Here is a 26,980-nt window from a genome sequence, read left to right on the forward strand (position 1 = left end):
AACTTGCAAATAGCGGGATGTAGTAGAGTATATTCTACATTCTTAATTTGTTATGTATTTCCTCCTTATCTAACGATAAAGGGGATTTTTATATATTCCAAATTATAAATCTTATGAAATATTTATAAATTTATTAAATTAAGGTCTTTTTTAAGACAATTTTAGGAGGAAAATACATGAGAAAAGCTATTTTAGTAGTTAGTTTCGGAACAAGCCATTTAGAGGCGCTTAAGAATTCAATTGAAAAGATTGAAAATAAAATCAAAGAGGAATTCAAAGATTATGAAGTTTTTAGAGCTTTTACAGCTCATTTTATAATAAAGAAATTAAAGGCAAAGGATAATTTGGATATATTAACACCAGAAGAAGCACTAGAAGATTTGAAATCTAGAGGATTTGAAGAAGTTATAGTGCAGCCGCTTCATATAATTCCAGGAGAAGAATTTGATTACATAAAAGGCGTTGTGGAGCGAAGGAAAAATGATTTTAAAGATCTTAAGCTTGGAAGACCGATATTTTTTTATCAAGGAATGAATGGATTACCAGAAGATTATTCTTTATTTATTGAAAGTATTAAAGATGTTTTCGAAGGTGAAGAAAGTGTAATATTATTTGGCCACGGTACAGAACATCCATCTAATGCAGTCTATGGAATGCTGCAAACTGTTTTGGTAGATGAAGATTATGAGAATGTTTTTGTGGCAACTGTAGAAGGGTACCCAACAGTTGAAAATGTAGTAAAGAAGTTAAAGAAAAAAGGAATAAATAAGACAAAACTTGTTCCTCTATTACTTGTGGCAGGTGATCACGTAAAGAATGATATGGCATCAGATGAAGATCATTCTTTAAAGACTAGGCTTCAAAAAGAAGGAATTGAAGTGAAGTTACATATGCACGGACTTGGAGAGCTTGATAAATTTGATGGACTCTATATAAATAGAATTTATGACTCAATTGAGAATAAATATATAAACGCTGGAAGGACTAAAAAACTTAGATAGTTCAATTTTTATAGTTGCAAAATTCTTTGCAGGTAGTTAGGTAGAGTTTAAAAGTCTTGTTAGTACAGAAAGGAAAATAATATGAGGTCTATAATTATATCTTCCAATTGCAGCGGAGGAGGAAAAACTACTTTTACTCTTGGGCTTATGAAAGTACTTAAAAGTAGAAATTTTCATGTACAAGGTTATAAGGTAGGACCGGATTATATAGATACAGCATTTCATAAAACAGTGACAGGGATAGCTTCAAGAAATCTTGATACTTTCTTACTGGGTGAAGAAGGTGTGAAAAAAAGTTTTCAAAAAGGTTCTGGAAATATTGGTATAATAGAAGGTGTTATGGGATTATATGACGGAATTGGAGCAAGTGAAAAAGGTTCTACTTATCATGTCTCAAAACTTTTAGGAAATATGCCGATAGTTCTAGTGTTGTCTCCTAAGGGGCAAAGTGCAAGCATATGCGCTGAAATTAGCGGCTTTAAAAATTATAAGGATGCTAATATTGTTGGTGTCGTATTAAATTCTGTAAGTGAAAAATATTATAATTTATTAAAGTATGCAATAGAAAAGAATTGTAATATAAAAGTTTTTGGATATATGCCTAAAACACCAGAAATATCATTAAGCAGCAGGCATTTAGGGCTTGTTCAGAGTATGGAAATTCTTAATCTTGAAGAAAAATTAGATATATGTGCAAATTTAATGGAAAAGTATGTAGATATAGATGGAATTATAAATGCGACTCAGGAGTATAAAATAAGTACAGATGGTGATCTTAGTAATTCCTTTAAAGAAGATAATAAACAAAAAAGTTTTGAAAGTTCAAAAGGAGAATCTAAAAATAGAAATTTTAAAATAGGAGTGGCTTTAGATAAGGCGTTCAGTTTCTATTATAAAGATAATTTGGAAGCTTTAGAAAACTTGGGTGAGGTAGTTTATTTTAGTCCAATCAATGATAAAGAATTGCCACAAAACTTAGATTTTTTATATATAGGTGGAGGATATCCAGAAGTATTTAAAAAGGAATTGGAAAACAATTATTCTATGCGAAAAAGCATTAAAGAAGCCTTAGATGGCGGCTTGAGGTGTTATGCAGAATGCGGTGGACTTATGTATCTTACAGAATCAATAGATGGATCAGAAATGGTTGGTTTTTTTAATGGAGATAGCACAATGACTAATAAGCTTCAGAATTTTGGTTACTGTAATGTTAAGATAGATAACAAATGCTTTGATAATAAGGGATTAGAAGATAATGAATTTGAAGTTAATGCCCATGAGTTTCATAAGTCAAAGGTAGATTTAGATGAGGACAATGTATATGATGTAGAAAAAACTTTATATAATGGGGAAGTATTAAAGTGGAAATGCGGATACTTTAAAAATAATACATTAGGAGGATATGCCCATATAAACTTTCTTGGAAATGAAGAATTATTAAAAGCGTTGGTTAACTATTAATCAATTTATTAAACTTGGAAAGAGGTGAGCTTGGTGAGGTGTTTGTTAAATCCCTCGCTAAAAATATATGGAATATTTAAAAAATCCTATGGGAATTGAAGAAAAAAGTTTTGAGATTATTGGTAACGAAATGGGCGCGCACTCATTTAGTGAAGAAGAACTGCTTATAGTTAAAAGAACTATTCACACTACTGCAGACTTTGAATATAAAGATTTGGTAGAAATAAGTGAAACAGCAATTGAAACTGCAAAAGGTATTTTTAAACAAGGTGCAAAAATCTATACGGATACTAATATGGCTTTAAACGGAATTAATAAAATGGCGTTAGCTAAAACTAATAGTGAAGTCATCTGTTATGTGAATGAAGAAATAGTTCATAAAGAAGCAAAGGAAAAAAATATTACTAGAAGCATGGCAGCGGTTGAAAAAGCTTGTATGGATAATGTAGATATATTCGTTTTTGGTAATGCACCAACAGCTCTTTTTAGGCTTAAAGAGTTAATAAAAGAAGGAAAGGCAAAACCAAAGCTTATAATAGCTGCGCCAGTAGGTTTTGTTGGAGCTGCAGAAAGTAAGGAAAATATGGATGAGCTTAATATACCTTACATAAGAATTAAAGGAAGAAAAGGTGGAAGCACTGTTGCAGCAGCAATAGTTAATGCCCTTATGTACATGGTGGTTTCAAGATAATTAAATTTATTAGATTAAAGATAGTTAAAAAGTTAATGATGTCAGGAGGTGATTTTTATGTTTGAAATGTACGTTGATGTAGATGGAAAAAGGTTAAGATGTGGATATACGACAGGTTCTTGTAGTGCTGGAGCAGCAAAAGCAGCAACAATTATCTTATTTAATAAAGAGAAAAATCTTAATGAAATAGAGATTGCAACTCCTAAAGGAATTGATGTAACAATGCCTATAGAATTAATAGAAAAATTTGATGATTATGTTGAGTGTACTATTTTAAAAGATGGTGGAGATGATCCTGATAACACTCATGGAATAGAAATAAAGGCCATGGTTAAAAAGATCAAACCAATAGATAATAAAATATTTCAAGATGAAGACTTGCAAAAGTTTGATAGTGTTTTAGTTGAAGATAGCAGAGCAGAAAAAGAAGATGAGTTAGAAAGAGTAGTGCTTAAAGGCGGAACAGGAGTTGGAATTGTCACTAGGGAAGGGCTTTTTATTCCTAAAGGACAAGCGGCTATTAACCCTGTTCCTAGAAAGATGATAAAAGAAGAAGTATTAAAAGTGTTACCGCCTGGAGAAAGAGTTGAAGTTATAATTTCAGTGCCTCAAGGAGAAAAAGTAGCAAAAAAGACTTTTAATCCTAGACTTGGGATTGTAGGCGGGATTTCTATTCTTGGGACAACAGGAATTGTATATCCTATGTCAGAAGATGCACTTAAAGCTTCCATAAAGATAGAAATTACCCAAAAAGCAATAAATAATGAAAGATTAGTTTTAACTTTCGGAAATTTAGGCGATAATTATTGTAAGGAACTTGGGTTTAAAGAGGAAGAAGTGGTAACATGTTCAAACTTTATAGGATTTGCATTAGAGACTTGTGTTTCATGTAAAGTTAAGTCTATTATAATAGTTGGACATATAGGAAAGATGAGTAAAATAGCTTATGGATGCTTTAATACCCATAGTAAGGTCAATGGAGTGAGGCTTGAAGTTATTGCATTAGAACTTGCACTTCTTGGATATGATATGTCACTTGTAAAAAGAGTGCTTGAGGAAAAGACATGTGAAGGTGCAGTTAAAATGCTTGGAGATGGATATGACAAACTCTATGAGAATATTGGAAATAAAATAGTTCAAAAAATCAAAGAGCATGTTTATGGAGAGTTAGAAGTTGACGCTGTAATGTATTATGGCGCATCAAATCAGATTTTATTATGGAAGTCCATTAAGGATAATTAATAATAAGGTTCAATATAAATTTTAGGATAGTTCATTAGATTATGGATTGTGTAAAATATTTTAGGGATTAATATAAAAAAGTTAATTAAGCTTTCATAGGGGGACACAAAAATGATTTATATTGTAGGGCTTGGTCCTGGACACAAGGATTACATTATGCCTAAGGCCTTGGAAATATTAAAAAAATCTAATATAATAATAGGCTTTAAAAGAGCATTGGATTCCTTAGAGTTTGTAGATAATGAAAAATTATATATAAATAAGCTAAGTGATATTAACGAATATATATGTGATGAGAAAAATAGAAGTATGATTATTTCAATTGTTGCATCTGGTGATCCAACTTTTTATGGGATAACAAATTATATAAAAAGTAAAGCAACTTTAGAATTTCAAGTAATACCAGGAATAAGTTCGTTTCAATATCTGACATGTAAATTAAATATGTCATGGAATAATGCGTACCTAGGAAGTTTACATGGAAGGAAAGAAGACTTTTTGACTGTGGTTAATAATCACGACTTAAGCATTTGGCTTACAGATAAAGAGAATAATCCTGCTATGTTATGTGAAATTTTGCATAAAGAAAAAGTTAGATGTAAAGTTGCAATAGGAGAAAATTTATCCTATGAAGATGAGATTATAACTAATGGGACGCCAGAAGAATTTATGAATAAAAAATATGATTCGCTGAGTGTGTTTATAGTAGATAGAACAAGTCGATAGAACTTATAATGATTTTTGTGTGACGTTGACGTTTGATTAATACCTGAAATAGAGGAGGAAATTTTCATGGTTTTTATAAAAGATGAAGAGTTTATTAGAGGAAACTGCCCAATGACAAAGGAAGACATAAGAATACTTTCAATTGCGAAAATGAACTTAACAGATAATTCTTTAGTACTAGATGTTGGAAGTGGTACAGGGAGTATTACAGTTCAGGCTGCTAAAATTGCAAAAAACGGTAAGGTGCTTGCAATAGAAAAAAATTATGAAGCATATGAAATTACAGAAACTAATGTGGAAAAGTTTGAATGTGATAATGTAAAGATTTTAAATAAAGAAGCAAGTAGAGTTTTGGATACTTTGATTTTTCAAGGTTTAAAATTCGATTCTATATTCATTGGAGGAAGCAGCGGGCATTTAGAGGAGATATTACTTAAGGTAAATGCAATCGTAGTAAAAAAAGGCACGATAGTTATGAATTTTATTACCTTAGACAATGCATACAGAGCAATTGAGGTCATGAAGAAACTAGATTATAAAATTGAAATTTCGTTAGTTAATATAAGTAAAAACCGTGAAGATACTTTAATGATGATAGCTAATAATCCAATATATATAATTCAATGTATAAGGAATTAAGTATAATTTAATAAAGATTTTTAAGATAAAATAATACATAGTTGTTATAAATAAAAGTGTATAAATAAAGATAATATGATATCGGTAACTAGAATTAAAATAATAATATATACATATGTAGTTACTTAGGAAGAGAGGAATTATAAAATGGCAACATTATACGGAATAGGTGTAGGACCTGGAGATACTGAACTTTTAACTGTAAAGGCAGTAAGAACAATAGAAAGGTGTCAAGTTGTAGTTGCACCATCGGCTACTGAAGGTGGGGAAAGCATTGCGCTTGAAACAGCTAGGGAATATATAAAACCAGGTACTGAAGTTATTGTAAAGCATTTTCCAATGGGGAAGAAAGATAGAGTAATAAAAGCATTGGAGGCTTATGAATTTATAGAAGCGAGGCTTAAAGAAGGAAAGGATGTTGCATTTTTAACTATTGGAGATCCGTATATTTACAGTACATATAGTCATATGTTAAAGCATGTTAGAGATTGTGGATTTGATGTTCAAACAATTCCTGGAATAACATCTTTTTGTGCGGCTGCGAGCCTAGTTAATAGGACTTTAGTTGTAGGTGACGAGAAGCTAGTGGTTATGCCAGCTACTAAAGTGAAGGAAATAACAGATGAAAAGTTTGTTGTAATAATGAAAGTATACAAGCATGAAGAAGAAGTTATAAATACATTAGAAGAAAAAGGCTTTGATTATGTTTATGCAAGTCGAGTTGGTAGAGAGGGCGAGACTGTTTTAACTGAAAGAGAAGAAATACTAAAACTTAGAGATTATATGTCTTTAATAATAGCAAACAGGGAATAAATATAATAAAATATTAGTTAAATTAATATTAAAAAGGAGTGTTTTAAGCATGATTTATTTTATAGGGGCAGGTCCTGGAGCAGCTGATTTAATAACAGTTAAAGGTCGTGATTTATTAGAAAGAGCAGATGTAGTAATATATGCTGGTTCTTTAGTTTCAAAAGAACATTTAGAATATTGTAGACCAGACGTTCAAATCTATAATTCTGCTAATATGACTTTAGAAGATGTAATGGAAATAATGACCATGGAAGAACAAATGGGAAAGTTAGTTGTAAGGCTACATACAGGTGATCCATCAATTTACGGAGCTATAAGAGAGCAAATGGTTGAGCTTGACAGGGTTAGTATACCTTATGAAGTTGTTCCAGGTGTAAGTTCATTTACAGGTGCAGCAGCTGCTATAAATAGAGAATTTACTTTACCAGGAGTATCACAAACTGTAATTTTAACTAGGATTGAGGGAAGAACTCCTGTTCCAGCAAATGAGGATCTTGAAACATTGGCATCTATTGGAGCATCAATGGCTATATTTTTATCTATTTCAATGATAGACAAAGTTGTTGAGAAACTTAGAAAAGGGTATAAAAAGAATGTTTCAATAGCTGTAGTTGAAAGAGCTACATGGCCTGATCAAAGAGTAATTATGGGAACTCTTGATGATATAGCAGAAAAAGTTAAGGAAAATAATATTACTAAATGTGCACAAATATTAGTTGGAGATTTTATTGATAGCGATTTTGAAAAAAGCTTGTTATATGATAAGAGCTTTTCTCATATGTTCAGAGACGCTGAGGATACAAGTAATGAATCTAAATAATGAAGAACTATCTAAAAAGTCCCAAAGTGAGGCAATAAATTCACTTAGTAAAAATATAAGTATAATTTGTCCATCGCCTAAGGGAAAAGATATAGCATTGAAGCTTAAAGAAAGCTTTAATGGAAGATTATATATAAAAGAAAATAATCCATCACAAGATCAGATTAATAATTGGAAGTCAGAAATAAACACTTTTGCATATGGTGAAGATTTCAGTTTAAAGACTATTACAAAAGAAGCTATGAATAATTCAGAAGGTATTATATTTATATCTTCAACAGGAATTGCAGTAAGAGCAATAGCTCCATTTCTTGAAGGCAAGGATAAGGATCCGGGAATTGTAGTAGTTGATCTATCAGGTAAATATGCAATAAATATATTAAGTGGACATTTAGGGGGAGGCAATGAGCTTACTTATAAGGTATCAGAAATATTAAATTCTATGCCTATTATAACCACTGCAAGTGATAATTTAGGGCTGATTGCCCCAGATATTTTAGCTAAAGAAAATAATTTGATTATTGAAGATTTAAAAAAGGCTAAATATATGGCGGCGCTTTTAATTGATAAAAAAATAATTGGAATTAAAGATGATTATAATATAATAAAAATCAGTAATGGATACGAAAAGATACAGTACTTAAGAAAGGATTGTATTTGGATAACTCATTGTTTAAAAAGTAGTAACAATGAAGATATTGAAAGAACTGATTATTCTAAGATACTTAGACTTATAAAGAAAGATATAGTTTTGGGTATCGGTTGTAGGAAAGGCACAACTTATGAAAAATTATATGACTTTGTAAATGCAAATTTAATAAAATATAATTTGGATATAAGAGCAGTATCAGGAATTGTTTCTGTAGATATTAAAGCTAATGAAGAAGGTATTATAAAATTAGCGGAAAAGATTAATTGTCCATTCAAAACTTTTAGCAAAGATGAAATAAAAACAGTTCAAGATAAATATGATAAAAGTCAATTTGTATTTAAAACACTTGGAATAACTGGGGTCTGTGAGCCTTCTGTTGATCTTGCGGGTGCAGAGGTTATTATAAGCAAAATAAAGCATGAAGGTATGACATTAGCTATAGGGGTGCTTAAAAACATATTGGAATAAGTTCTAAAATCAATCCTTTATGTTCATGCATTGGTAAAGTATGCTATAATATAGCTGATGAAGCATTTATTTTAAAAAGTAGGGGAGAAGAGAATATGACGATTTTGGACATGCTAAATAAAATGAATGAGAATAATAAATTAATGGCTAAGTCATTAGAAATTATTAAAGACAATTATACAAGTTTAGTAAATGACAATTATGAATTGACTCTTGATGAAAATAGAGAATTAAGTGTAAAGATTCCTAGTCTTGAAAGAAGAAATGAATATGTATATAAAAGTGTGGCTGAGTACCCTTATCCATTAATTATGTGCATGAGAATCTTAGAAAGTAGTAATGTTGAAAGATATAACTATATGTTGTCTAAATTCATGGATTTATATAGAGATAAGTTAGATTTGTTATTTAAGGATGTACATATCGTTGATACATTAAAGGCGAAAATAGTAAGAACTAAAGATAGAATAGATTACGTAACATATTATTCAATAGCTACAGGAGCTATTGGTGCAGTATTATTAATTATATTCAATTTTACTAATAATGTAAAAAATGCCATTACAATAGGAATTATAGTTTTTTTTATTCTTGCATTATTCATGCAGATTACAAAAGAAAGCCAAGTGAAAAAGATAGTTGATGCATATATAAGTTTAATAAAAACAGAATGGTATCAAAAAGAATTAAATAAGCAATATACATACCTTTGCAATTTTATAGAATAATATAAATTCATTTTCATTAACTAAATATTCTATGCAAAAAAACTTACTAAAAATTTATTTAGTAAGTTTTTTTAGCATTTAGGAAATTATAATGCAATTAAATCAGCGGATAACATTTATAATAGTCTATTTTACTAGAGCTAAATACTATAAAAGAATAAAAAAATGTCATTTACTATGATTAAATATTTTTTCTTAAAGATGATGATTCAACAAATACAAATTTATCTGGCCTATGACGAGATTCTGTATACTCAAAAAGTTTACCTGAATCAGTATAAGCATATGTTTTTACGACAGCAACACAATCATATGTACCTAAATCTAAAAATCTTTTATCTAATTCTGTTGCATGTTCAACAACAATAATTTTTTTTGAAGCAAGAATTTTTGTATTTAAATCTTTTTCAATATATTCATATACGGAATTTTGAGCAATTTCTATAGTCAAATCTTTTGCTACATCAGCACTAAAATAATTCACATCAAGGATAATTGGTTCATTATCATAAAATCTTATTCTATGAAGGTGATATACTTCAGTATCTAATTTTAAAGCAGTTATTCTTGATAAGGATTCATCTATAGTTATTTTTGAAAAATGCACAACACTAGTAGTGAATTTCTTTTTTGTATGTAATTCCTGTAACCCAAGTAGATTTCCAATAGGAAGTTCTATTGATTCTCTGCTTTCTAATATGATTACGCCCTTACCTTTAACGCTTTTAACATATCCATCTTTGCTCAGTTCATTAATTGCTCTTCTAACAGTATTTCTACTACATTCAAATTTGTCAACTAATTCCATTTCGGTTGGAAGCATCATAGAATTATCATACTTACCGTTATCTATATTGCTTTTTAATATGTGATATATATCTTTGAATTTTACATTAGGCAAAGTTAACACTCCCTTAAGTTATCTTGGGGTATATATGCTGCAATTGGATTTCTACATCTTATACTTAATTGAGCGTTTATCCAACTAGAATTTTAAATGCAGATTTATCATTGGAGCATATATAAAATATTTGTACCATAGGTAACTCAACCATAATCTATACTTATGCGTATACCTCGCCGAAATGAAACATTCCATATTATGACCCTTGTGGTTACAAAAGTTTATTACTCATTTCTGGTTGTGAGGTGTTCCATAGTCTAATTATAATTTATGATTGTGTTATCTATAGGTTTTAATGAATATATTATACTTTATTTTTTTTAATAAGTTAACTAAATAATTAAAATAATAAGGTAATAAATTACTTTGTGTAATTTATTAATGTATGATAATGTAAGCCACTCCAACACCTAAAAAATTTGCACTATATAGACAAACAACTTGAAAATTAGATTTATTAGATGAATATATTTACAAAGTTGCTTAGAATCTCCAGCGATATTTTCATAGCTTTTCGTAATCAAAATATTTATGATTTCTAGTAAAGATATGAATTTGAACCTTTAGGAGATTTGTAAATTTAAACTTGATTTGATGATTTAGTAAAGGGGTGAAAAAACTAAAATTTGAATAGTTTATTTAAACAAATTTAAAATATGTTTAAACATATTTTAAATTTGTTTTATCTCATAAGATGGCTTAAATACTAGATACTAAACATTTTCAAGAAATTTGTTTAAACAAATATTAAAAATATTATTGACTATATGTTTAAAATAGATTATGATGATATTGTAAACATTTAAATGTTAGGTTTAATATAAAATTTATTAATTAATTGTTCAATTGGACTAATACAAAACAAAATTGTATTAATATTCATGAACTTATTCTTTAAAGTAATAAAAATCAAATTGGAGGTTTTAATAATGGGGAAATTTCAAAATGATGCAAAAGAACTATTAAAGCTAGTTGGTGGAAAAGAAAACATCTCAGCAGTTACACATTGTGTTACTAGAATGAGATTTGTATTAAACGATCCGAGTAAAGCTGGCGTAAGTGAAATTGAAAAATTAAAAAGTGTTAAAGGGACATTTACACAAGCAGGACAGTTCCAAGTTATAATTGGAAATGAAGTATCAACATTTTATAATGACTTTATAGCAGTTTCAGGAATAGATGGAGTAAGTAAAGACGCAGTAAAAGATGTTGCTAAAAACAATATGACTTTTATACAAAAGCTTATGGCAAATATAGCAGAAATATTTTCACCACTTATTCCAGCAATCATCGTTGGAGGTTTGATTTTAGGATTTAGAAATGTTATCGGAGATATGAAATTATTAGAAGGCGGAACAAAATCTTTAGTTGAAGTATCTCAATTCTGGGCTGGGACAAACAGTTTCTTATGGTTAATTGGAGAAGCTATATTCCATTTCCTACCAGTAGGTATTACATGGTCAATTACAAAGAAAATGGGGACAACCCAAATTCTCGGTATAGTTTTAGGTATTACATTAGTTTCACCACAACTTTTAAATGCATATGCAGTGGCAAGTACACCAGCTGATAAAATACCTTTCTGGGATTTTGGATTTGCACATGTAAACATGATTGGATATCAAGCACAAGTTATACCAGCTATACTTGCAGGTTTTGCATTAGTATTTCTTGAAAGAGGTGCAAGAAAGATAAGTCCAGCATCAATATCAATGATAGTTGTACCATTCTTTGCTTTAGTACCAGCTGTTTTGATAGCTCATATTGTTATAGGACCTATAGGCTGGGCAATTGGTGCAGCGATTTCAAAAGTAGTATATGGTGGACTTACATCTTCATTTGGAATGATTTTTGCAGCAATCTTTGGATTCCTTTATGCACCACTTGTTATTACAGGACTTCACCACATGACAAATGCAATAGATCTTCAATTAATGGCACAATTTGGAGGAACATCACTTTGGCCAATGATAGCATTATCTAATATTGCACAAGGTTCAGCAGTTTTAGCTATGATATATTTACAAAGAAAGAATCAAGAAGCTCAAGAAGTTAATGTACCAGCTTGCATTTCAGCTTATCTTGGTGTAACTGAACCAGCAATGTTTGGTGTTAACTTAAAACATGGATTCCCATTCTTCTGTGGAATGGCAGGATCAGCAATAGCAGCTATAATTTCAGTTGGAAGTGGCGTAATGGCAAACTCAATCGGTGTTGGAGGACTTCCAGGTATATTATCAATAAAACCAGCGTTCATGATGATATTTGCATTAGCAATGCTTGTAGCAGTAGTAGTACCATTTGTTCTTACAGTAATTGTAGGGAAAAAGAAAGCAATAAGCTAGGATAGGAAGGAAGAAATTATGAAGGATTTTAAGAAAAGTACTATTTATCAAATATATCCTAAATCATTTTATGATACAAACGGTGATGGAATTGGAGATTTAAACGGAGTAATAGAAAAATTAGATTATTTAAAAAATTTAGGTATAGATTATATATGGCTTACTCCTTTTTATCCTTCTCCTCAAGTAGATAACGGATATGATATCTCTGATTACTATAATATTGACCCAAGCTTTGGTACATTAGAAGATTTTGAAAAATTAGTACAAGAAGCAGAAAAAAGAGATATATATGTAATGCTTGATATGGTACTTAATCATACATCAACAGAACATGAATGGTTCAAAAAAGCTATAAGCGGAGATAGAAAATATAAAGATTTCTATATATTTAAGGAATCAGAAAAAGATACACCACCTACAAATTGGAAATCTAAATTTGGTGGAAATGCATGGGAATATGTAGAAAAGTTTGATGAATATTACCTACATCTTTTTGATAGAACTCAGGCAGATTTGAATTGGGATAATGAAGAAGTTAGAAATGAGATTTATGGTGTTGTTAACTTTTGGCTTAAAAAGGGTGTCAAAGGGCTAAGATTTGATGTTATAAATTTAATTTCAAAACCAGAAAAGTTTGAAAGTGATACAGAAGGTGATGGAAGAAGATTCTATACAGATGGTCCTAAAATTCATGACTATCTCCACGAACTTAATGAAAATACCTATGGAGAATATGAAGATATTGTAACTGTAGGAGAAATGTCATCAACTTCTCTTGAGAATTGTATAAGATATTCTAATCCAGAAGAAAAAGAATTATCAATGGTATTTAATTTCCATCATTTAAAGGTTGATTACTATAAAGGCGATAAATGGACTGTTATGGATTTTGACTTTATGAAGTTGAAGGCGTTATTTAAAACTTGGCAAGAAGAAATTCAAAATGGGTGGAATGCTCTGTTTTGGTGTAATCATGATCAGCCTAGAATAGTTTCTCGGTTTGGAAATGATAAAGAATATTTAAAAGAAAGTGCTAAAATGCTGGCAACTACAATACACATGATGAGGGGGACTCCATATGTGTATCAAGGTGAAGAGATTGGAATGACAAACCCTTATTTCGATAGCATAGAGAAGTATAGAGATGTAGAATCTATAAATTATTATAATATTTTAAAAGAGCAAGGAAAATCTGAAGAAGAGATATTACAGATTTTAAAAGCAAAATCTCGTGATAATTCTAGAACCCCAGTACAATGGGATGATAGTGAAAATGCTGGATTTACTAAAGGTGAACCATGGATACCTGTTAGCAGTGAATATAAAAGAATAAATGTTGAACAAGCATTAAAGGATGAAGATTCGATTTTCTATCATTATCAAAAGCTAATAAGGTTGAGAAAAGATTATGAAGTGATTTCAAATGGAAGTATAAAGTTTATTCTTGAAGAAAATAATAAAGTACTTTCATATGTAAGAAATTTAGGCGACACTACAGTACTTGTCATAAATAATTTTTATGGAGAAAGTACAAAAGTAGAGATTCCTGATGAATATGCAAATAAAAGTGCTAAGAGTAAAATATTAATATCAAATTATAAAGATAGTAGTGTATTAAATAAAGAGTTAAATTTAAGACCATTTGAATCAATTGTATATCATATATAGATAACCCAACTATAATATATACTTATGCTTATAACTCACCGAAATGAATAACATACTTTTGTTCCAGTTTCTAGGTAATTCTGATAGGTGATTCTAAGGCTATAAAGTTGCACCCAAAGTGCTAGCTTCAAAGAACAAGCTTTGAACTAGCACATTTGGAACAACTTATAGCCAAAGAATCACATCTATCAAAATTACCAATGAAACATTCCACAAAAGTATATTACTCATTTCTAGTTAAAAGATATTTCATAGTCTAAGTATAGTTTATGAGTGTGTTATCAATAGAAAATTAGGAACTTTAAAATTATATAATATATAGAAATTACAGTAGCAACTGCCTAGAAAATGGGTGGTTGTTACTTTTTTGTACAAAAAAATTATAAAGGCTTCCAGTGTTAATACGTGAATTTATAATCTTTTATGTGCGCAGTTTATATATAGGTAGAGAAAATATGAAGTTAAAGCTAGTTATAATAATATTTAACGAAGAGGCTGGTGGTTTCAAAAGATAAGTCTTATAAGTATAAGAATTAATATAAAAGCTATATTAATATATCTTATGAATTAGTATAATAATTAAATAAGATATATTATTAAGAAGGAAGGTGGATTAGCTCTGGGTATACTATTAAAGTATGCTGCAGACTAAAATGTAATTATGAATGAAAAAATTAGTACTATAATAAATGAAATGATAAAATACTATGCAAAAGATCCAAGAAGGGTTAATCACTTTTTAAAGGTATTTTCTTTTGCTAAATCTATAGGGGAAATTGAAAATGTAGATAAGAAGACGCAGGAAATTTTAGAAGTAGCTGCAGTAATGCATGATATAGGAATAAAAGTTAGTGAAGAAAAATATAATTCTTCTGCTGGAAATTATCAGGAGCTTGAAGGGCCTCCTGTTGCAAAGGAAATGCTTTCAAAATTTAATTTTAGTGAAGAATTTATTGAAAGAGTATGCTATTTGATTGGGCATCATCATACATATAGCAAAATTGATGGCATTGACTATCAAATATTAATAGAAGCTGATTTTTTAGTTAATATTTATGAAGATGAAATAAAAACTCCTCAAATTGAAAGTATAAAAAATAAATACTTTAAAACAAAATCAGGAACAGAATTTTTAAATAGCTTATACCTGTAATACAAAATAAGGGGTAATAAAATGATAGAATATAAAAATTTAGATAGAGAAATTATTAGAGAAATTTCAGAAGTTTATGTAAATGCTTTTAATTGTGAACCGTGGAATGACAAATGGACTATTGAAAGTGCATCTAAACGCATATCTCAGATGATAAATTGCGAAGGGTTTAATGGACTGGTTGCATTTGATGGGGAAAAATTAGTGGGAATGATACTTGGAAGCATTGAATATTATTATGATGCAGTACTTTTTCAAATTAAAGAACTTTGTGTAGAACCTAAAATTAAAGGTGCAGGTATAGGTTCAAAGTTGCTGAGTGAATTTATAACAAGATTAAAAGCTAAGGGGATAGATAGAGTGATTTTGCTGACACTTAAAACTAATGAAACAGAAGGTTTTTATAAGAAGCATGGATTCAAAACTTTTGAGAATATGATAATGATGGGAAAGGAAATCTAAAAAATATATAATATCATCGAACTGGTTTTTATATGTAAATAAACTGTCTAAAATTATATATGGGTATTCTGAAGAATAGATATTTAAATATTCTTCAGAATACCTATTGTTAGGAATATTAGAATATAGAACACTTAATCATATATTCTAATTATTCTCTAGAATCGTAACTAGCACATTTAGTTTCAGTATATAATTGGGCTCCATTACCTGCTACTTGTATAGAATCTAGGCTACAAAGTTTGTTAGTGTTATGATTACATGTTTCAACGTTGCAAGTTAGAGCATCGCATTTTCCTTGAGAATTAGTATTATTAGTTAAGTCACTATAATGAGATTCTTGTAAAAATGAACCACAGCAAGTTCCTCTTTCACTACTTGCAGACATTCCACCAATATCAACTCTATTTGAATAGCAAACTCCACTATGGTTGTGTGAACAATTATTTACTTCACAATTAATTTTTTCCATAAAAAACACACTCCTTTAAGTTAAATCTTAATCTAGTTATAATATTATTTGCTAAAGTATCTATCAAGTAAGCCTTTAAATGCTTTACCATGTCTTGCTTCATCTTTACACATTTCATGAACAGTATCATGTATAGCATCTAAATTATGCTCCTTAGCTAAGGTTGCAAGTTTCTTTTTACCTTCGCAAGCACCATATTCAGCTTCAACTCTAGCACTTAAATTAGATTTAGTATCAGGAACAACAACTTCCCCTAAAAGTTCTGCGAATTTAGCAGCATGTTCCGCTTCTTCATAAGCAATTCTTTTATATGCTTCACCTACTTCAGGATAACCTTCACGGTCAGCTTGACGGGACATTGCTAAGTACATTCCGACTTCAGTACATTCACCTATGAAATTAGCTCTTAAACCTTCTAATAATTCATCATTAAGACCGCCAGCAACACCGATTCTATGTTCATCAGCAAAATTTAATGAGTCAGTCATTTCTTTGAATTTGTCAGCACCTGCTTTACAGATAGGACAAACGTCTGGTGGGGTGTCACCTTCATGGATATAACCACAAATAGTACAAACAAATCTTTTCATTTAAAATTCCTCCATAAACTATTATTGTATTTTTTAGGTATTAAACAACCTTAAAAATAGTATTACCAATTAAAACAAAAATATTAATATATAATTTTTATTAATTAAATTATTCAGGTGTCGTATAATTTTCTAAATATGTTATAATTTATTGGAGTGATTTAAGAGTGATAAACAAGGAGGAATTTTTACTTGAATAACAATTTTGAATATATATTATTTGATTTAGATGGAACACTTACTGATTCTGGCGAAGGAATAACTAAATCAGTTCAATATGCTTTAAAGTCTTTTGGAATTTTAGTTGATGACCTTAAAGAATTAAACAAATTTATTGGACCACCTTTAAAGGATTCGTTTAAAGAATATTATAACTTCGATGAGGAAAAAGCACAGCTTGGATTGGTAAAATACAGAGAATATTTTGCTGAAAAAGGTATCTATGAAAATAAGTTGTATGATGGAATACCAGAACTTCTAGAGGTGCTTAAGAAAAATAATAAAAAAATTGTACTTGCTACATCAAAACCAGAAGTGTATGCAAGGCAAATTTTACAATACTTTAAAATCGATAAATATTTTGATTTTGCAGCTGGAGCAGATTTTGAAGAAACAAGAGTAAATAAAGGGGATGTAATAAAATATGCTTTACAAGAGGCTAATATTACAGACTTATCAAAGGTTATCATGGTAGGAGACAGAGAACATGATATTATCGGCGCAAAAGAAAATAATATAAAATCAGTGGGAGTTCTTTATGGTTTTGGAGATGTTATTGAACTAACCCAAGCCAGAGCAGAATATATAGTTAAGGATACAGAAGAACTATTGAATATTCTTCTTTAAAAAATTATAAATCAGTTATATAAGGATAATTATGTTGATATCTTCAATACTCAGTAAAGAAATATAAAAATTAATTTTATTGTAACATCAGTTACGGAAGTAATATGGAATAAACATTATAATAAGATTAAAGATAAACAATAAAAACTTAAAAGATAATTTATTAAGATATATGAGAGGAGAATGTCAACATGATAACTAAGGATTTAACAATAGGAGAAATAATTCGTATAAAGGAAAATGCACCACAAATTTTAATGAGCTTCGGAATGGGATGTGTTGGATGCCCATCTGCACAAGCTGAAACAATTGAAGATGCAGTTAAAGTTCATGGAATAAATTTAGAAGAATTATTAGAACAATTAAATAAATAATATACTTAATAGAAAGGCTGCTTAAAACTAAGCGGTCTTTTTTTGTGTAAAGAAAATCATAGATATTTATAAATGATAAAATCTAGATTATAATATCAAATAAAGGATTTTAGCTGAAAGGGGGAAAAACATTGACTTTGCAACAATTAAAATATGCTCTTGAAATTGCAAGGTACGGGTCAATAAACGAGGCAGCTAAAAAATTATTTATATCCCAGCCAAGTCTATCTAATTCAATAAGAGAACTTGAAAGTGAACTGGGAATTGTAATATTTGAGAGGACCAATAGAGGAATTAGCATTTCTTCAGATGGGATTGAATTCTTAGGGTATGCTCGCCAAATAAGTGAACAAGCTGAATTTATTGAGGATCGCTATCATGGAAGAAGAGAAAAGATTATGCATTTCTCTGTGTCAACTCAGCATTATGCTTTTGTTGTAAATGCATTTACAAAACTCTTAAAGGAAATTGAAACAAATCAGTATGAGTTTAATTTAAGAGAAACAAAGACATATGAAATAATAGATGATGTAAAAACTCTTCGTAGTGATGTTGGAATTTTATATATTAACGAAGTAAACTCTAAGGTTATGAATAGAATTTTTAGTGATAGTAATTTGAAATTCACTCCACTTTTTAATGCAAACCCACATATAATTATCAGTAACAATCATCCTCTTTCTACTAAAGAAAGTGTTACTACTAATGAAATGCTAGAATTTACTTATATAACATTTGAACAGGGAATTAATAATTCATTTAATTTTTCAGAAGAAATGATGAATATGGCTAATGTACCTAAAAGTATTAAAGTTATTGATAGAGCAACACTTTCAACTTTATTAACCAGTACAGATAGTTATACAATTGGAACAGGATTTATAGACTCGGATTTTGATGAAAGCAAACTTAAAGCAATACCAATAGAATGTGATGAAATTTTCACAGTCGGATGGATAGCCCATAAGGATATTAAGCTTAATAAAATAACAACGCGCTACATTGAGATTTTGAACGAAATTATTTCAACAAATTATTTCGACTTAAACTATTATCTGTTATAGCAGTTTAAATGGAGGAAAATATGAGTAATGAGATTATAGGTACAAAGAGAAATAGTCCACCTTTTCGATATGATATAGTTGGAAGTTTTCTTAGAACTGATGAAATTAAGATTGCACGGAAACAATATAATATTGGAGAGATAAATGCTGAAGAGCTGAGAAGTATTGAAGATATAGAAATAAGGAAGCTTATAGAAAAGGAAAAAGAAATAGGATTAATAGCTGTTACTGATGGAGAGTTTAGGAGATCTTGGTGGCATCTTGATTTTTTTGTTGGAATAGAAGGTACAAAGAAAATAATATTAAATCAAGGAGGTAGCGTTCAGGGATCTAGAACAAAGGCTGAAAGCTTTCAAATTGTTGATAAGATAAGATTTAATAAGCATCCAATGTTAGAGCATTTTAAGTATTTAAATAGCATTGTTAAAGATCAAAATATTGCCAAATTTACTATTCCATCACCATCTCTATTTCATTTTGTTCAAAGTCACAATAAAAATAATGTATATGGCAGTGATGAAGAACTGATGGAAGATATTATTAGTGTTTACAAATCTGCAATAAAGGAGTTTTACGATGTAGGCTGTCGTTATTTGCAGTTTGATGATACTGCATGGGGAACCCTATGTAGTGAAAGACACAGAAGTTATTTTAGGAGTCGGGGAATTGACCCAGAAGCTCTTTCAAAGAATTATGTAAGATTGATAAATGAGAGCATTAAAGAAAAACCAGAAGATATGATTATAACCTTGCATGTTTGCCGTGGAAATCTACATTCAATAGGATTTGCATCAGGTGGATATGAACCTATTGCAGAAGAATTATTTTCTAATGCTAATGTGGATGGATTCTTTCTTGAATACGATAGTGAAAGATGCGGAGATTTTAAGCCGCTAAGATTTATAAATGATCAGTTTGTTGTATTGGGACTTGTAACGACAAAGCATGGAGGCCTTGAAAGTAAAGAGCAATTAAAAAATCGTATTGCAGAAGCTTCTCAATATGTAGATATTAATAAACTTTGCATAAGCCCACAGTGCGGTTTTGCATCAACAGAAGAGGGAAATATAATTACTGAAGAAGAACAATGGGAGAAAATTAAACTCGTTATTGAAACAGCTAATGAAATTTGGAAGTTATAGATTGTCATAAGGGCTAGTTTAGAAGTTTGCTTTTTAAAAGTGAATTTGTTTGTTATAGGAAAATATTATAGCCAGTAATAGTTTTTTGAAGTTACCTTACTTGGGGTTAAACATGCTATACTGATTTCAAGAATAAAGCGAGGCAATTAAGGGGGATTAAAAAAATGAGTATAGAATTTAAAAATGCAAAACAAAGAAGTGTTGCACCATTTAGGGCTGATATTGTAGGAAGTTTTTTACGACCAGAGGTTATTAAAGAGGCGCGTGCTAAATTTCAAAATCAAGAGATTTCAAGTAATGAATTAAAAAGAATAGAAGATGAAGAAATAATAAAATTAGTGAAAAAACAAAAGGAACTTGGGCTTAAAGCAGTAACAGATGGAGAATTTAGGCGCTCATGGTGGCATCTTGATTTTATGTGGGGATTGGATGGGGTAGAAAAACGTGTACTAGAAACAGGCTATAAATTTAACGGACTAGAAACTAGAGCAGAAACAGCCGCATTAACAGGAAAAATAGATTTTAGTAATCATCCGATGGTTGAACATTATAAATTTTTAAAGAGTATCTCGGGAGATGATGTAGTCGCTAGACAGACTATTCCAGCACCGGCACAATTTCTTGCAGAACTTCAACGTGGTGAAAATAAGGAGATTACAGAATCTATTTATAAAAACATAGATGAGTTAATTTTAGATATTGCAAATGCTTATAAAAAAGCTATTAAAGCATTCTATAATGAAGGTTGCAGAAATCTTCAACTTGACGATTGTACTTGGGGTATGCTTTGTGATAAAAAATATTGGGAAGCTAGACAACAAGAAGGCGTAGATACAAATGATATTGCTAAACTATACGCAAAGGTAAACAACTTAGCAATTGAAGAGCATCCTGAAGATTTGGTTATTACAATGCATGTTTGCCGTGGAAATTATAATTCAACATGGGCAGGATCTGGTGGATATGAACCAGTAGCAAAAATTCTTTTTGGAACTGTAAATGTAGATGGATTTTATCTAGAGTATGATACAGATCGTGCAGGAGATTTTGCACCATTAAGGTTTATTAAAAATCAACAAGTAGTTTTGGGCTTAATAAGTTCTAAGACAGGAATATTAGAAAATAAAGAAGAAGTTAAAGAAAGAATTAGAGAAGCAACAAAATACGTAGATATTAACCAAGTTTGCTTAAGTCCACAATGTGGTTTTGCCTCTACTGAGGAGGGAAATATTCTAACAGAAGAAGAACAATGGAATAAGATAAAGTTAGTAAGAGAAATTTCAGAAGAAATTTGGAAATAAAAATATATGATTTCTTCCTTAAGTGAGTATAATATAATTATATTTATAGGCTAATTTGAAATATAAAAAGCAAATTAGAAGGAGGATCCAAATGAGAGTAATGACCTTTAATTTAAGACGCGATGTTCCTATAGATTTTAATGATAGATGGAATACTAGAAGGAGCTTAATTTATAACGTAATAAATGAGTATAAATGCGATATAATAGGGGCTCAGGAAATTAAAGATAATATGCTTAATGATATTAAAGAAAATATTGAGGGATATAATATTATTGGAGCTCCAAGAGGGAAAAAAGTTTCTTCCGAAAGGAACAGTTTATTAATCTCTAGAAATTATTTAATTGAAGATTATAAAACTTTCTGGCTATCTGAAACTCCAGATAAGATAGGAAGCCGCGTATGGTACTCATATCTTCCAAGAATTTGCACAACAGCCATTTTACAAATGGATAATGGAAGAAGAGTTAGGGTTTGTAATACTCATTTAGATAATCTGCTTCCAAAGGCAAGAATGTATGGTTTAAAAAAAATTCTAGAATTTATAGAAAATGAAAAACTTCCTGTTATACTAATGGGAGATTTTAATGATAGACCTAATAGTAAGTTGATTAAAAGTCTTAAAGAGGGGAAAATATCAAGTAAAAAATTATTACCAGTACAAGACGTAAACATGGGTTTATATAATGAATCTACAATAGGAAATTTCAAAAGGTCAGGAAAAGGGCTTCATATAGATTATATATTTGTATCGGAGGAAATAGATGTAGTTAATGCTGAAATAATTAAATATAATGTTAACGGGAAATATCCCTCTGATCATTATCCTTTAATGGCAGATATAGTAATAAATTAAAAGTATAAAAATTTAAATAAAGCATTAGTAAAAAACTTGGAATTCTAAGATTATGAATCCAAGTTTTTTTTTATTGTCTCGAAAAGTATAAAAATTTTGAATTTTGAAAGCTAGTTATATAAGTGGTTAAGAAGATGTTGGATTGTAAAAATATGATTAAGAAAATAAATCATATTCGCCTACATAAAATGTTCTTATATGCACAATACGGAACTTAATAACAGTCGCCTGCGATTTTTTTACTTCTCTAGAATTTTATATTATAGTGGAATCTCAAGCTACACAGCCGGCGGAGATTTTGTTGTTATGGGATTTTTAGTAAATTAACAAGTTGAAATTATATTTTGTTGATTATACTGGATATAAATACATGATGAACCAATTAACTTTAAAATGAAGAAAAAATATTATATAATAGTATATATTGTAAATAAATTAAAAATAAAATAAAAAAATATATTATTAATATAAAGGAGAATAAATTTATTGTCGAAATTAGAGAAATGTGTATGCGTAACATACATATGTTTAGCAATTGTCTTAGGTGGGCTTGCAGCTTATTGTAAAGTAACATTTGGTGAAATAAATTACAGCGGCTTAATAGCTAGAAAAGATAAGAAGCCCTCTGATGTAAATGTGAATACTACTAATAACAATGAGAGCATAGAAAAAGTATTAACTGCCGCACCTAAAGTGCCGATAAAAGCAGAATTAACAGCCTACTGTAATTGCGCTATATGCTCAGAAGCTTGGGGCTCAGAAACCGCAATGCAGACCCATACTAGAGTTGGAACTATAGCTGTACCTAAAAATATTCCGTTAGGAAGTAAAATATATATTCCGGATTTAAAAGATTATAAAGATGACGGTATTTTTGATGCAGAAGATAGAGGTGGCGCAGTTAAAGTTAAAAGCGATGGCACCTATATAATAGATGTGTGGCTTCCAACCCATGAGCAAGTCAAGGAATTTGGAAGAAAAAAGACTACAGTTTATCTAATAAAATAATAGTAGCTTGAAGTTTTTCTAATATTCAATTAAAATTATGTTAGTATGAGGAAATAAAGCAAGAAAAAAATAGAATATATATTGCAAAAATAGTCCTTTATCATAATTCTAAAAAATATTACAAGAATTTTAGTTGTAATTGTGAATTGTGAAATGTGCATTGCAATATATATTACATATATTTTGTTAAGAAGAGTCTTTTTTTAGACTAAGGGGGACAATAGGCTTATGGGTCAATCAAAAGAAAATGATCAAATATTTTGGGACAGTAGAGAAAACATTATATCACCAGAATTAGTTGAAGAAAGAATAGAAGAGATGAATGAAACGTTACTTGTTTATAGATCAGCAATAAAGGAAGTTAAGACTAAATTAGATATTTTAGATGATGAACTTAAGATAAAGAGGAAGAGGAATCCGATTGAATACATGAAATCTAGAGTGAAGACTCCAAGCAGTATTATGGATAAACTTAAACGTAAAGGGTTCGAAATGAGCATTGAATCTGCTAAAAAGAATTTAAATGATATTGCGGGAATTAGAGTTATCTGTTCTTTTGTAGGTGATATATATGATATCGCCAATATGCTAATAAGACAGGATGATATAACACTAATTGAAGAAAAAGATTATATAAACAGTCCTAAGCCAAATGGCTATAGAAGTCTTCATTTAGTTATAGAGGTTCCAATATTTTTTTCGGATCATGTGGAGCCAGTCAGAGTTGAAGTTCAAATTAGAACGATAGCTATGGACTTTTGGGCTAGTCTTGAGCATAAATTATATTATAAGACATCTGGAGATGGACCGCTGCATATTACGCAAGACTTAAAGGAATGTGCGGAGCTTATAGCATCTACAGATATGAGGATGCAGGATATACAAAGAAAGGTAGAAAAACTAAGATAGGTGGTTTGTTAAAATGATAAAAGAGCTTGTATTGAAAAATAGGTCATATAGGAGGTTTTATCAGGATAAGAGCGTTGATATGAATACTTTAAGAGACTTGGTGGATTTAGCGAGGCTATCACCATCAGGAGCTAATAAACAAGTATTAAGGTATATTTTATCAAATGAAAAAGAACAAAATGAAAAAATAAGTAAATGCATATTTTGGGCAGGTTACTATAAGGATTGGGATGGTCCTAAAGAAGGCGAAAAACCAAGTGCTTATATAGTAGTACTAAAGGATACGAGTCTTGGCCAAGGTGCGCCGCAAGATGATGGCATAGCAGTACAAAGTATGTTACTTGGAGCTGTTGAAAATAATTTGGGCGGATGCATTATAGGAAATATAGATAGAAAGAATCTAAGAGAAGAACTCAATTTAGATGAAAAATTTGAAATTTCCTTGGTAGTAGCTCTTGGTTATCCTAAAGAAGAAGTAGTTATAGAAAATATAAATGAATCTGGAGATGTAAAGTATTGGAGAGATGACAAACAAGTACATCATGTTCCAAAAAGAACATTGGATGATTTGATTTTATAAGTAGTGAACTCGAATCTGTTATTTGATGTGAATCAGTTAAGCAGACATTTCAAAAGTGATGATCAAAATCTTGTATTTGGCTATAGGTGAAGGGTTCTTAATTGCAGAATAGCTGTTTAATTTATAGGTGAAGAACTTTCTCTGTAAGTATCTATGATTTGATTATGGTCGCTTACTTTGCGAGTATCAGCGAGCAAATGTGAGTCGATTTTCTTTAAAAAATATTGATATAATAGTGTGATTTTGAACATACTATACTTGTTACTTTGTAGAAAAAGGAGAATAGTATATATGGAAAGAATACATTATAATGTTGATGGATTAGCAAATGAAAATATGAAAACACAAGTTAAAAATGCACTGGAAAAAATCCAAGGTGTAGATAAGGTTTGTGTAGATCTTGCACGTGGAAGTGTTGAAGTAGTATATAATGCTCCTGCAACAGTAGAAGAAATTAAAAGCTGTATAGAGAATACAGGACATGATGCTAGATAAAAGAAAATATTTTTTTAGATTTGTTGCTAAAGAGGAATGTATTTAGGTTTACATTCCTCTTTAATTTTTATGTAAATATAAAATTTAACCAGGATTAGCCTTCTATTATTTTTACATAAAACATTCTATCCCTAGGACCATCAAACTCGCAGAAATATACGTTTTGCCATCGTCCTAAAATTAGATTGCCATTATTTAAAATAAGAGTTTGTGAAGCACCTACTGTTGAAGATTTTAGGTGAGAATGTGAATTCCCTTCAAAATGCTTATAATTCGAATCTGTGGTTGGGTAAATTTTTTCAAAACCATATATTAAATCGCTAACTACATCTGGATCTGCATTTTCATTTATAGTTATTCCAGCGGTAGTATGAGGGCAATAAACTACTATGATTCCATTTCTAATATTACTGTTTTTAATATCTTCTCTTATATAAGAAGTTATATCAACCATAGATTGTCTAGGTTTAATTTCGAGAGAGTGTTTAAATAAATTTGACATAATAAAGCCTCCTTAACATTGTTTTTACATAATATTATAATATACCAGTTATGTAAATATATAAACAATTTTATAAATCTATATTGCAATAATAGACTTAGATTTTAGATTCTAATGAACCAGATAATTAATTAGGAGTAGAGTGTAGAAACTTAATTTCATCATATATACAGCAGTGTAATTGAATTTTTTTATTCTCTAGGAATTTATATTCAAGTTAAATCTGTGTATAAGTTATAGAAAAGACCAATTCAGAAGGTTACGGTTTGTAAAGAGAATAAAAAAGAAAATATATTCGCCTGCCAAATTTTTCTCACATACGTTCGAAAAGGCAGATGCGTAAAAAAAATCTACGGCTCCACAGTCGCCTACGTTTTTTTTATTTCAGAATTTTAAGTCTATTTTATAAATTATGTTAATAAAAATAATAGTAAATATAGATTTTTGATTTGGAGAGGATAAGAGAATGATAAAAACTATTAGTTTTAAATATATATTAATGTTAGGCACTTTATTAAGTATTGTATTTGCATTTCAATTAATTTATGATGTGAAGGCAAATGGGGAATGGGTGTATGTAAACAATAGCTGGCGATATTATAGTGGTCCCGAACAGAATACTGGTTGGTATAAATACAAAGATAATTGGTATTATTTAGATGAAAACGGTATGGCAAAAACCGGATGGCTTAAAAGTGAAGGCAAGTGGTATTATCTGGACACAGTTACAGGAAAAATGCTGAGTGGATGGATTCAAAATAGAGGGAATTGGTATTATTTAAATAGTTCTGGAGAAATGGTGACAGGGTGGCTTAGATATAATGGAAATTTATATTATTTAAATTCCTCTGGAGTAATGGTTAAGGACATATATATTGGAACTTATTATTTAGGACCAGATGGGGCATGGGAAGAAGGATAGATAGTTGAAATAAATTATCCTATAGATATAAAGTGAAATTACCAATCTGTGAAAACTTGGAAAAATAAAAAATACTATTTCAAAATGTATTAGTAAAAAACATTGAGAGATAGTATTTTTTTTTTATAATAATTTTATATCTA

The 26,980-nt window shown here is 29.8% G+C and carries 29 protein-coding genes; 25 read left to right on the forward strand and 4 right to left on the reverse strand.

From position 1 onward, the window contains the following. Positions 1-176 precede the first annotated feature (176 nt). The 10 genes from KEC93_RS11845 (at position 177) to KEC93_RS11890 (ending at position 9,241) form a co-directional block, all read left to right on the forward strand. Positions 177-1,001 (forward strand): sirohydrochlorin cobaltochelatase, encoded by an 825-nt coding sequence (locus tag KEC93_RS11845; protein WP_077868854.1) that lies wholly within the window; start codon positions 177-179, stop codon positions 999-1,001. 81 nt (positions 1,002-1,082) lie between these two features. Next, positions 1,083-2,462, forward strand: coding sequence for a cobyrinic acid a,c-diamide synthase CobB (locus KEC93_RS11850; protein WP_077868853.1), 1,380 nt, complete (start codon positions 1,083-1,085; stop codon positions 2,460-2,462). A gap of 67 nt (positions 2,463-2,529) precedes the next feature. Continuing rightward, positions 2,530-3,153, forward strand: a complete 624-nt coding sequence (locus KEC93_RS11855; RefSeq protein WP_012058527.1) for a precorrin-8X methylmutase — start codon at positions 2,530-2,532, stop codon at positions 3,151-3,153. 57 nt (positions 3,154-3,210) lie between these two features. After that, positions 3,211-4,395, forward strand: coding sequence for a cobalt-precorrin-5B (C(1))-methyltransferase CbiD (gene cbiD / locus KEC93_RS11860; protein ID WP_077868852.1), 1,185 nt, complete (start codon positions 3,211-3,213; stop codon positions 4,393-4,395). 111 nt (positions 4,396-4,506) lie between these two features. Then, positions 4,507-5,121, forward strand: coding sequence for a precorrin-6y C5,15-methyltransferase (decarboxylating) subunit CbiE (gene cbiE / locus KEC93_RS11865; protein WP_077868851.1), 615 nt, complete (start codon positions 4,507-4,509; stop codon positions 5,119-5,121). A gap of 66 nt (positions 5,122-5,187) precedes the next feature. Continuing rightward, positions 5,188-5,760, forward strand: a complete 573-nt coding sequence (gene cbiT, locus KEC93_RS11870; protein ID WP_012058530.1) for a precorrin-6Y C5,15-methyltransferase (decarboxylating) subunit CbiT — start codon at positions 5,188-5,190, stop codon at positions 5,758-5,760. Positions 5,761-5,907: 147 nt separating this feature from the next. Beyond that, positions 5,908-6,573 (forward strand): cobalt-factor II C(20)-methyltransferase, encoded by a 666-nt coding sequence (locus KEC93_RS11875; RefSeq protein ID WP_077306626.1) that lies wholly within the window; start codon positions 5,908-5,910, stop codon positions 6,571-6,573. A gap of 49 nt (positions 6,574-6,622) precedes the next feature. Beyond that, complete coding sequence (gene cobM, locus KEC93_RS11880; protein ID WP_077868850.1) at positions 6,623-7,393, forward strand: precorrin-4 C(11)-methyltransferase; 771 nt, start codon at positions 6,623-6,625, stop codon at positions 7,391-7,393. Further along, entirely contained in the window at positions 7,380-8,513 is a 1,134-nt protein-coding gene (gene cbiG / locus KEC93_RS11885; protein ID WP_077868849.1) for a cobalt-precorrin 5A hydrolase, read from the forward strand. Before cobM ends, cbiG begins: the two co-directional genes overlap by 14 nt. Before the next feature lie 95 nt (positions 8,514-8,608). After that, positions 8,609-9,241, forward strand: coding sequence for a hypothetical protein (locus KEC93_RS11890; protein WP_077868848.1), 633 nt, complete (start codon positions 8,609-8,611; stop codon positions 9,239-9,241). Between the two features lie 181 nt (positions 9,242-9,422). On the opposite strand, the gene KEC93_RS11895 is transcribed toward KEC93_RS11890, so the two are convergent. Next, positions 9,423-10,142 (reverse strand): UTRA domain-containing protein, encoded by a 720-nt coding sequence (locus KEC93_RS11895; RefSeq protein ID WP_077830026.1) that lies wholly within the window; start codon positions 10,140-10,142, stop codon positions 9,423-9,425. Between the two features lie 932 nt (positions 10,143-11,074). Here KEC93_RS11895 and treP point away from each other — a divergent pair. From treP to KEC93_RS11915, 4 genes are all read left to right on the forward strand, one after another. Then, on the forward strand, positions 11,075-12,490 hold the full coding sequence (gene treP / locus KEC93_RS11900) for a PTS system trehalose-specific EIIBC component (protein ID WP_023976630.1): 1,416 nt from the start codon (positions 11,075-11,077) through the stop codon (positions 12,488-12,490). An 18-nt stretch (positions 12,491-12,508) separates the two neighbouring features. Further along, positions 12,509-14,161 carry an alpha,alpha-phosphotrehalase gene (gene treC / locus KEC93_RS11905; protein ID WP_077868847.1) on the forward strand — a complete coding sequence of 551 codons (1,653 nt, stop codon included), beginning with the start codon at positions 12,509-12,511 and terminating at the stop codon, positions 14,159-14,161. Positions 14,162-14,822: 661 nt separating this feature from the next. Next, positions 14,823-15,314, forward strand: coding sequence for an HD domain-containing protein (locus KEC93_RS11910; RefSeq protein ID WP_077868846.1), 492 nt, complete (start codon positions 14,823-14,825; stop codon positions 15,312-15,314). A gap of 21 nt (positions 15,315-15,335) precedes the next feature. Further along, positions 15,336-15,776 (forward strand): GNAT family N-acetyltransferase, encoded by a 441-nt coding sequence (locus KEC93_RS11915; RefSeq protein WP_023976627.1) that lies wholly within the window; start codon positions 15,336-15,338, stop codon positions 15,774-15,776. A 151-nt stretch (positions 15,777-15,927) separates the two neighbouring features. On the opposite strand, the gene KEC93_RS11920 is transcribed toward KEC93_RS11915, so the two are convergent. Both KEC93_RS11920 and KEC93_RS11925 read right to left on the reverse strand, forming a co-directional pair. Beyond that, complete coding sequence (locus KEC93_RS11920; RefSeq protein ID WP_023976626.1) at positions 15,928-16,248, reverse strand: DUF1540 domain-containing protein; 321 nt, start codon at positions 16,246-16,248, stop codon at positions 15,928-15,930. Positions 16,249-16,292: 44 nt separating this feature from the next. Continuing rightward, the gene (locus KEC93_RS11925; RefSeq protein ID WP_023976625.1) at positions 16,293-16,838 is read right to left on the reverse strand and encodes an NADH peroxidase; all 546 of its coding nucleotides are present in this window, start codon (positions 16,836-16,838) and stop codon (positions 16,293-16,295) included. 192 nt (positions 16,839-17,030) lie between these two features. Here KEC93_RS11925 and KEC93_RS11930 point away from each other — a divergent pair, with 192 nt between their 5' ends. The 10 genes from KEC93_RS11930 (at position 17,031) to KEC93_RS11975 (ending at position 25,413) form a co-directional block, all read left to right on the forward strand. Continuing rightward, positions 17,031-17,684 (forward strand): HAD family hydrolase, encoded by a 654-nt coding sequence (locus KEC93_RS11930; RefSeq protein ID WP_012058542.1) that lies wholly within the window; start codon positions 17,031-17,033, stop codon positions 17,682-17,684. A 191-nt stretch (positions 17,685-17,875) separates the two neighbouring features. Beyond that, a complete protein-coding gene (locus tag KEC93_RS11935; RefSeq protein ID WP_012058543.1) occupies positions 17,876-18,058 on the forward strand; it encodes a DUF1858 domain-containing protein in 183 nt (60 codons plus the stop codon). A gap of 131 nt (positions 18,059-18,189) precedes the next feature. Beyond that, positions 18,190-19,122 carry a LysR family transcriptional regulator gene (locus KEC93_RS11940; RefSeq protein WP_077868845.1) on the forward strand — a complete coding sequence of 311 codons (933 nt, stop codon included), beginning with the start codon at positions 18,190-18,192 and terminating at the stop codon, positions 19,120-19,122. A gap of 20 nt (positions 19,123-19,142) precedes the next feature. Continuing rightward, a complete protein-coding gene (locus KEC93_RS11945) occupies positions 19,143-20,264 on the forward strand; it encodes a 5-methyltetrahydropteroyltriglutamate--homocysteine S-methyltransferase (protein WP_077868844.1) in 1,122 nt (373 codons plus the stop codon). Positions 20,265-20,428: 164 nt separating this feature from the next. Beyond that, positions 20,429-21,565, forward strand: coding sequence for a 5-methyltetrahydropteroyltriglutamate--homocysteine S-methyltransferase (locus KEC93_RS11950; RefSeq protein ID WP_077868843.1), 1,137 nt, complete (start codon positions 20,429-20,431; stop codon positions 21,563-21,565). A gap of 91 nt (positions 21,566-21,656) precedes the next feature. Continuing rightward, a complete protein-coding gene (locus KEC93_RS11955; RefSeq protein ID WP_077868842.1) occupies positions 21,657-22,421 on the forward strand; it encodes an endonuclease/exonuclease/phosphatase family protein in 765 nt (254 codons plus the stop codon). 486 nt (positions 22,422-22,907) lie between these two features. Further along, positions 22,908-23,429 (forward strand): 3D domain-containing protein, encoded by a 522-nt coding sequence (locus KEC93_RS11960; RefSeq protein WP_023976619.1) that lies wholly within the window; start codon positions 22,908-22,910, stop codon positions 23,427-23,429. Between the two features lie 228 nt (positions 23,430-23,657). Next, a complete protein-coding gene (locus KEC93_RS11965; RefSeq protein WP_012058549.1) occupies positions 23,658-24,338 on the forward strand; it encodes a GTP pyrophosphokinase in 681 nt (226 codons plus the stop codon). Between the two features lie 13 nt (positions 24,339-24,351). Continuing rightward, on the forward strand, positions 24,352-24,918 hold the full coding sequence (locus tag KEC93_RS11970; protein WP_077868841.1) for a nitroreductase family protein: 567 nt from the start codon (positions 24,352-24,354) through the stop codon (positions 24,916-24,918). Between the two features lie 291 nt (positions 24,919-25,209). Beyond that, positions 25,210-25,413: a heavy-metal-associated domain-containing protein gene (locus KEC93_RS11975; protein WP_012058551.1), complete on the forward strand. Its 204-nt coding sequence runs from the start codon at positions 25,210-25,212 to the stop codon at positions 25,411-25,413. Between the two features lie 94 nt (positions 25,414-25,507). On the opposite strand, the gene KEC93_RS11980 is transcribed toward KEC93_RS11975, so the two are convergent. Continuing rightward, complete coding sequence (locus KEC93_RS11980) at positions 25,508-25,915, reverse strand: secondary thiamine-phosphate synthase enzyme YjbQ (protein ID WP_039773890.1); 408 nt, start codon at positions 25,913-25,915, stop codon at positions 25,508-25,510. 466 nt (positions 25,916-26,381) lie between these two features. Between KEC93_RS11980 and KEC93_RS11985 the strand changes: the two genes are divergently transcribed. Continuing rightward, positions 26,382-26,837 (forward strand): cell wall-binding protein, encoded by a 456-nt coding sequence (locus tag KEC93_RS11985; protein WP_039773889.1) that lies wholly within the window; start codon positions 26,382-26,384, stop codon positions 26,835-26,837. Positions 26,838-26,980 lie beyond the last annotated feature (143 nt).

The organism is Clostridium beijerinckii, assembly GCF_018223745.1.
Classification (GTDB): Bacteria; Bacillota; Clostridia; order Clostridiales; family Clostridiaceae; genus Clostridium; species Clostridium beijerinckii.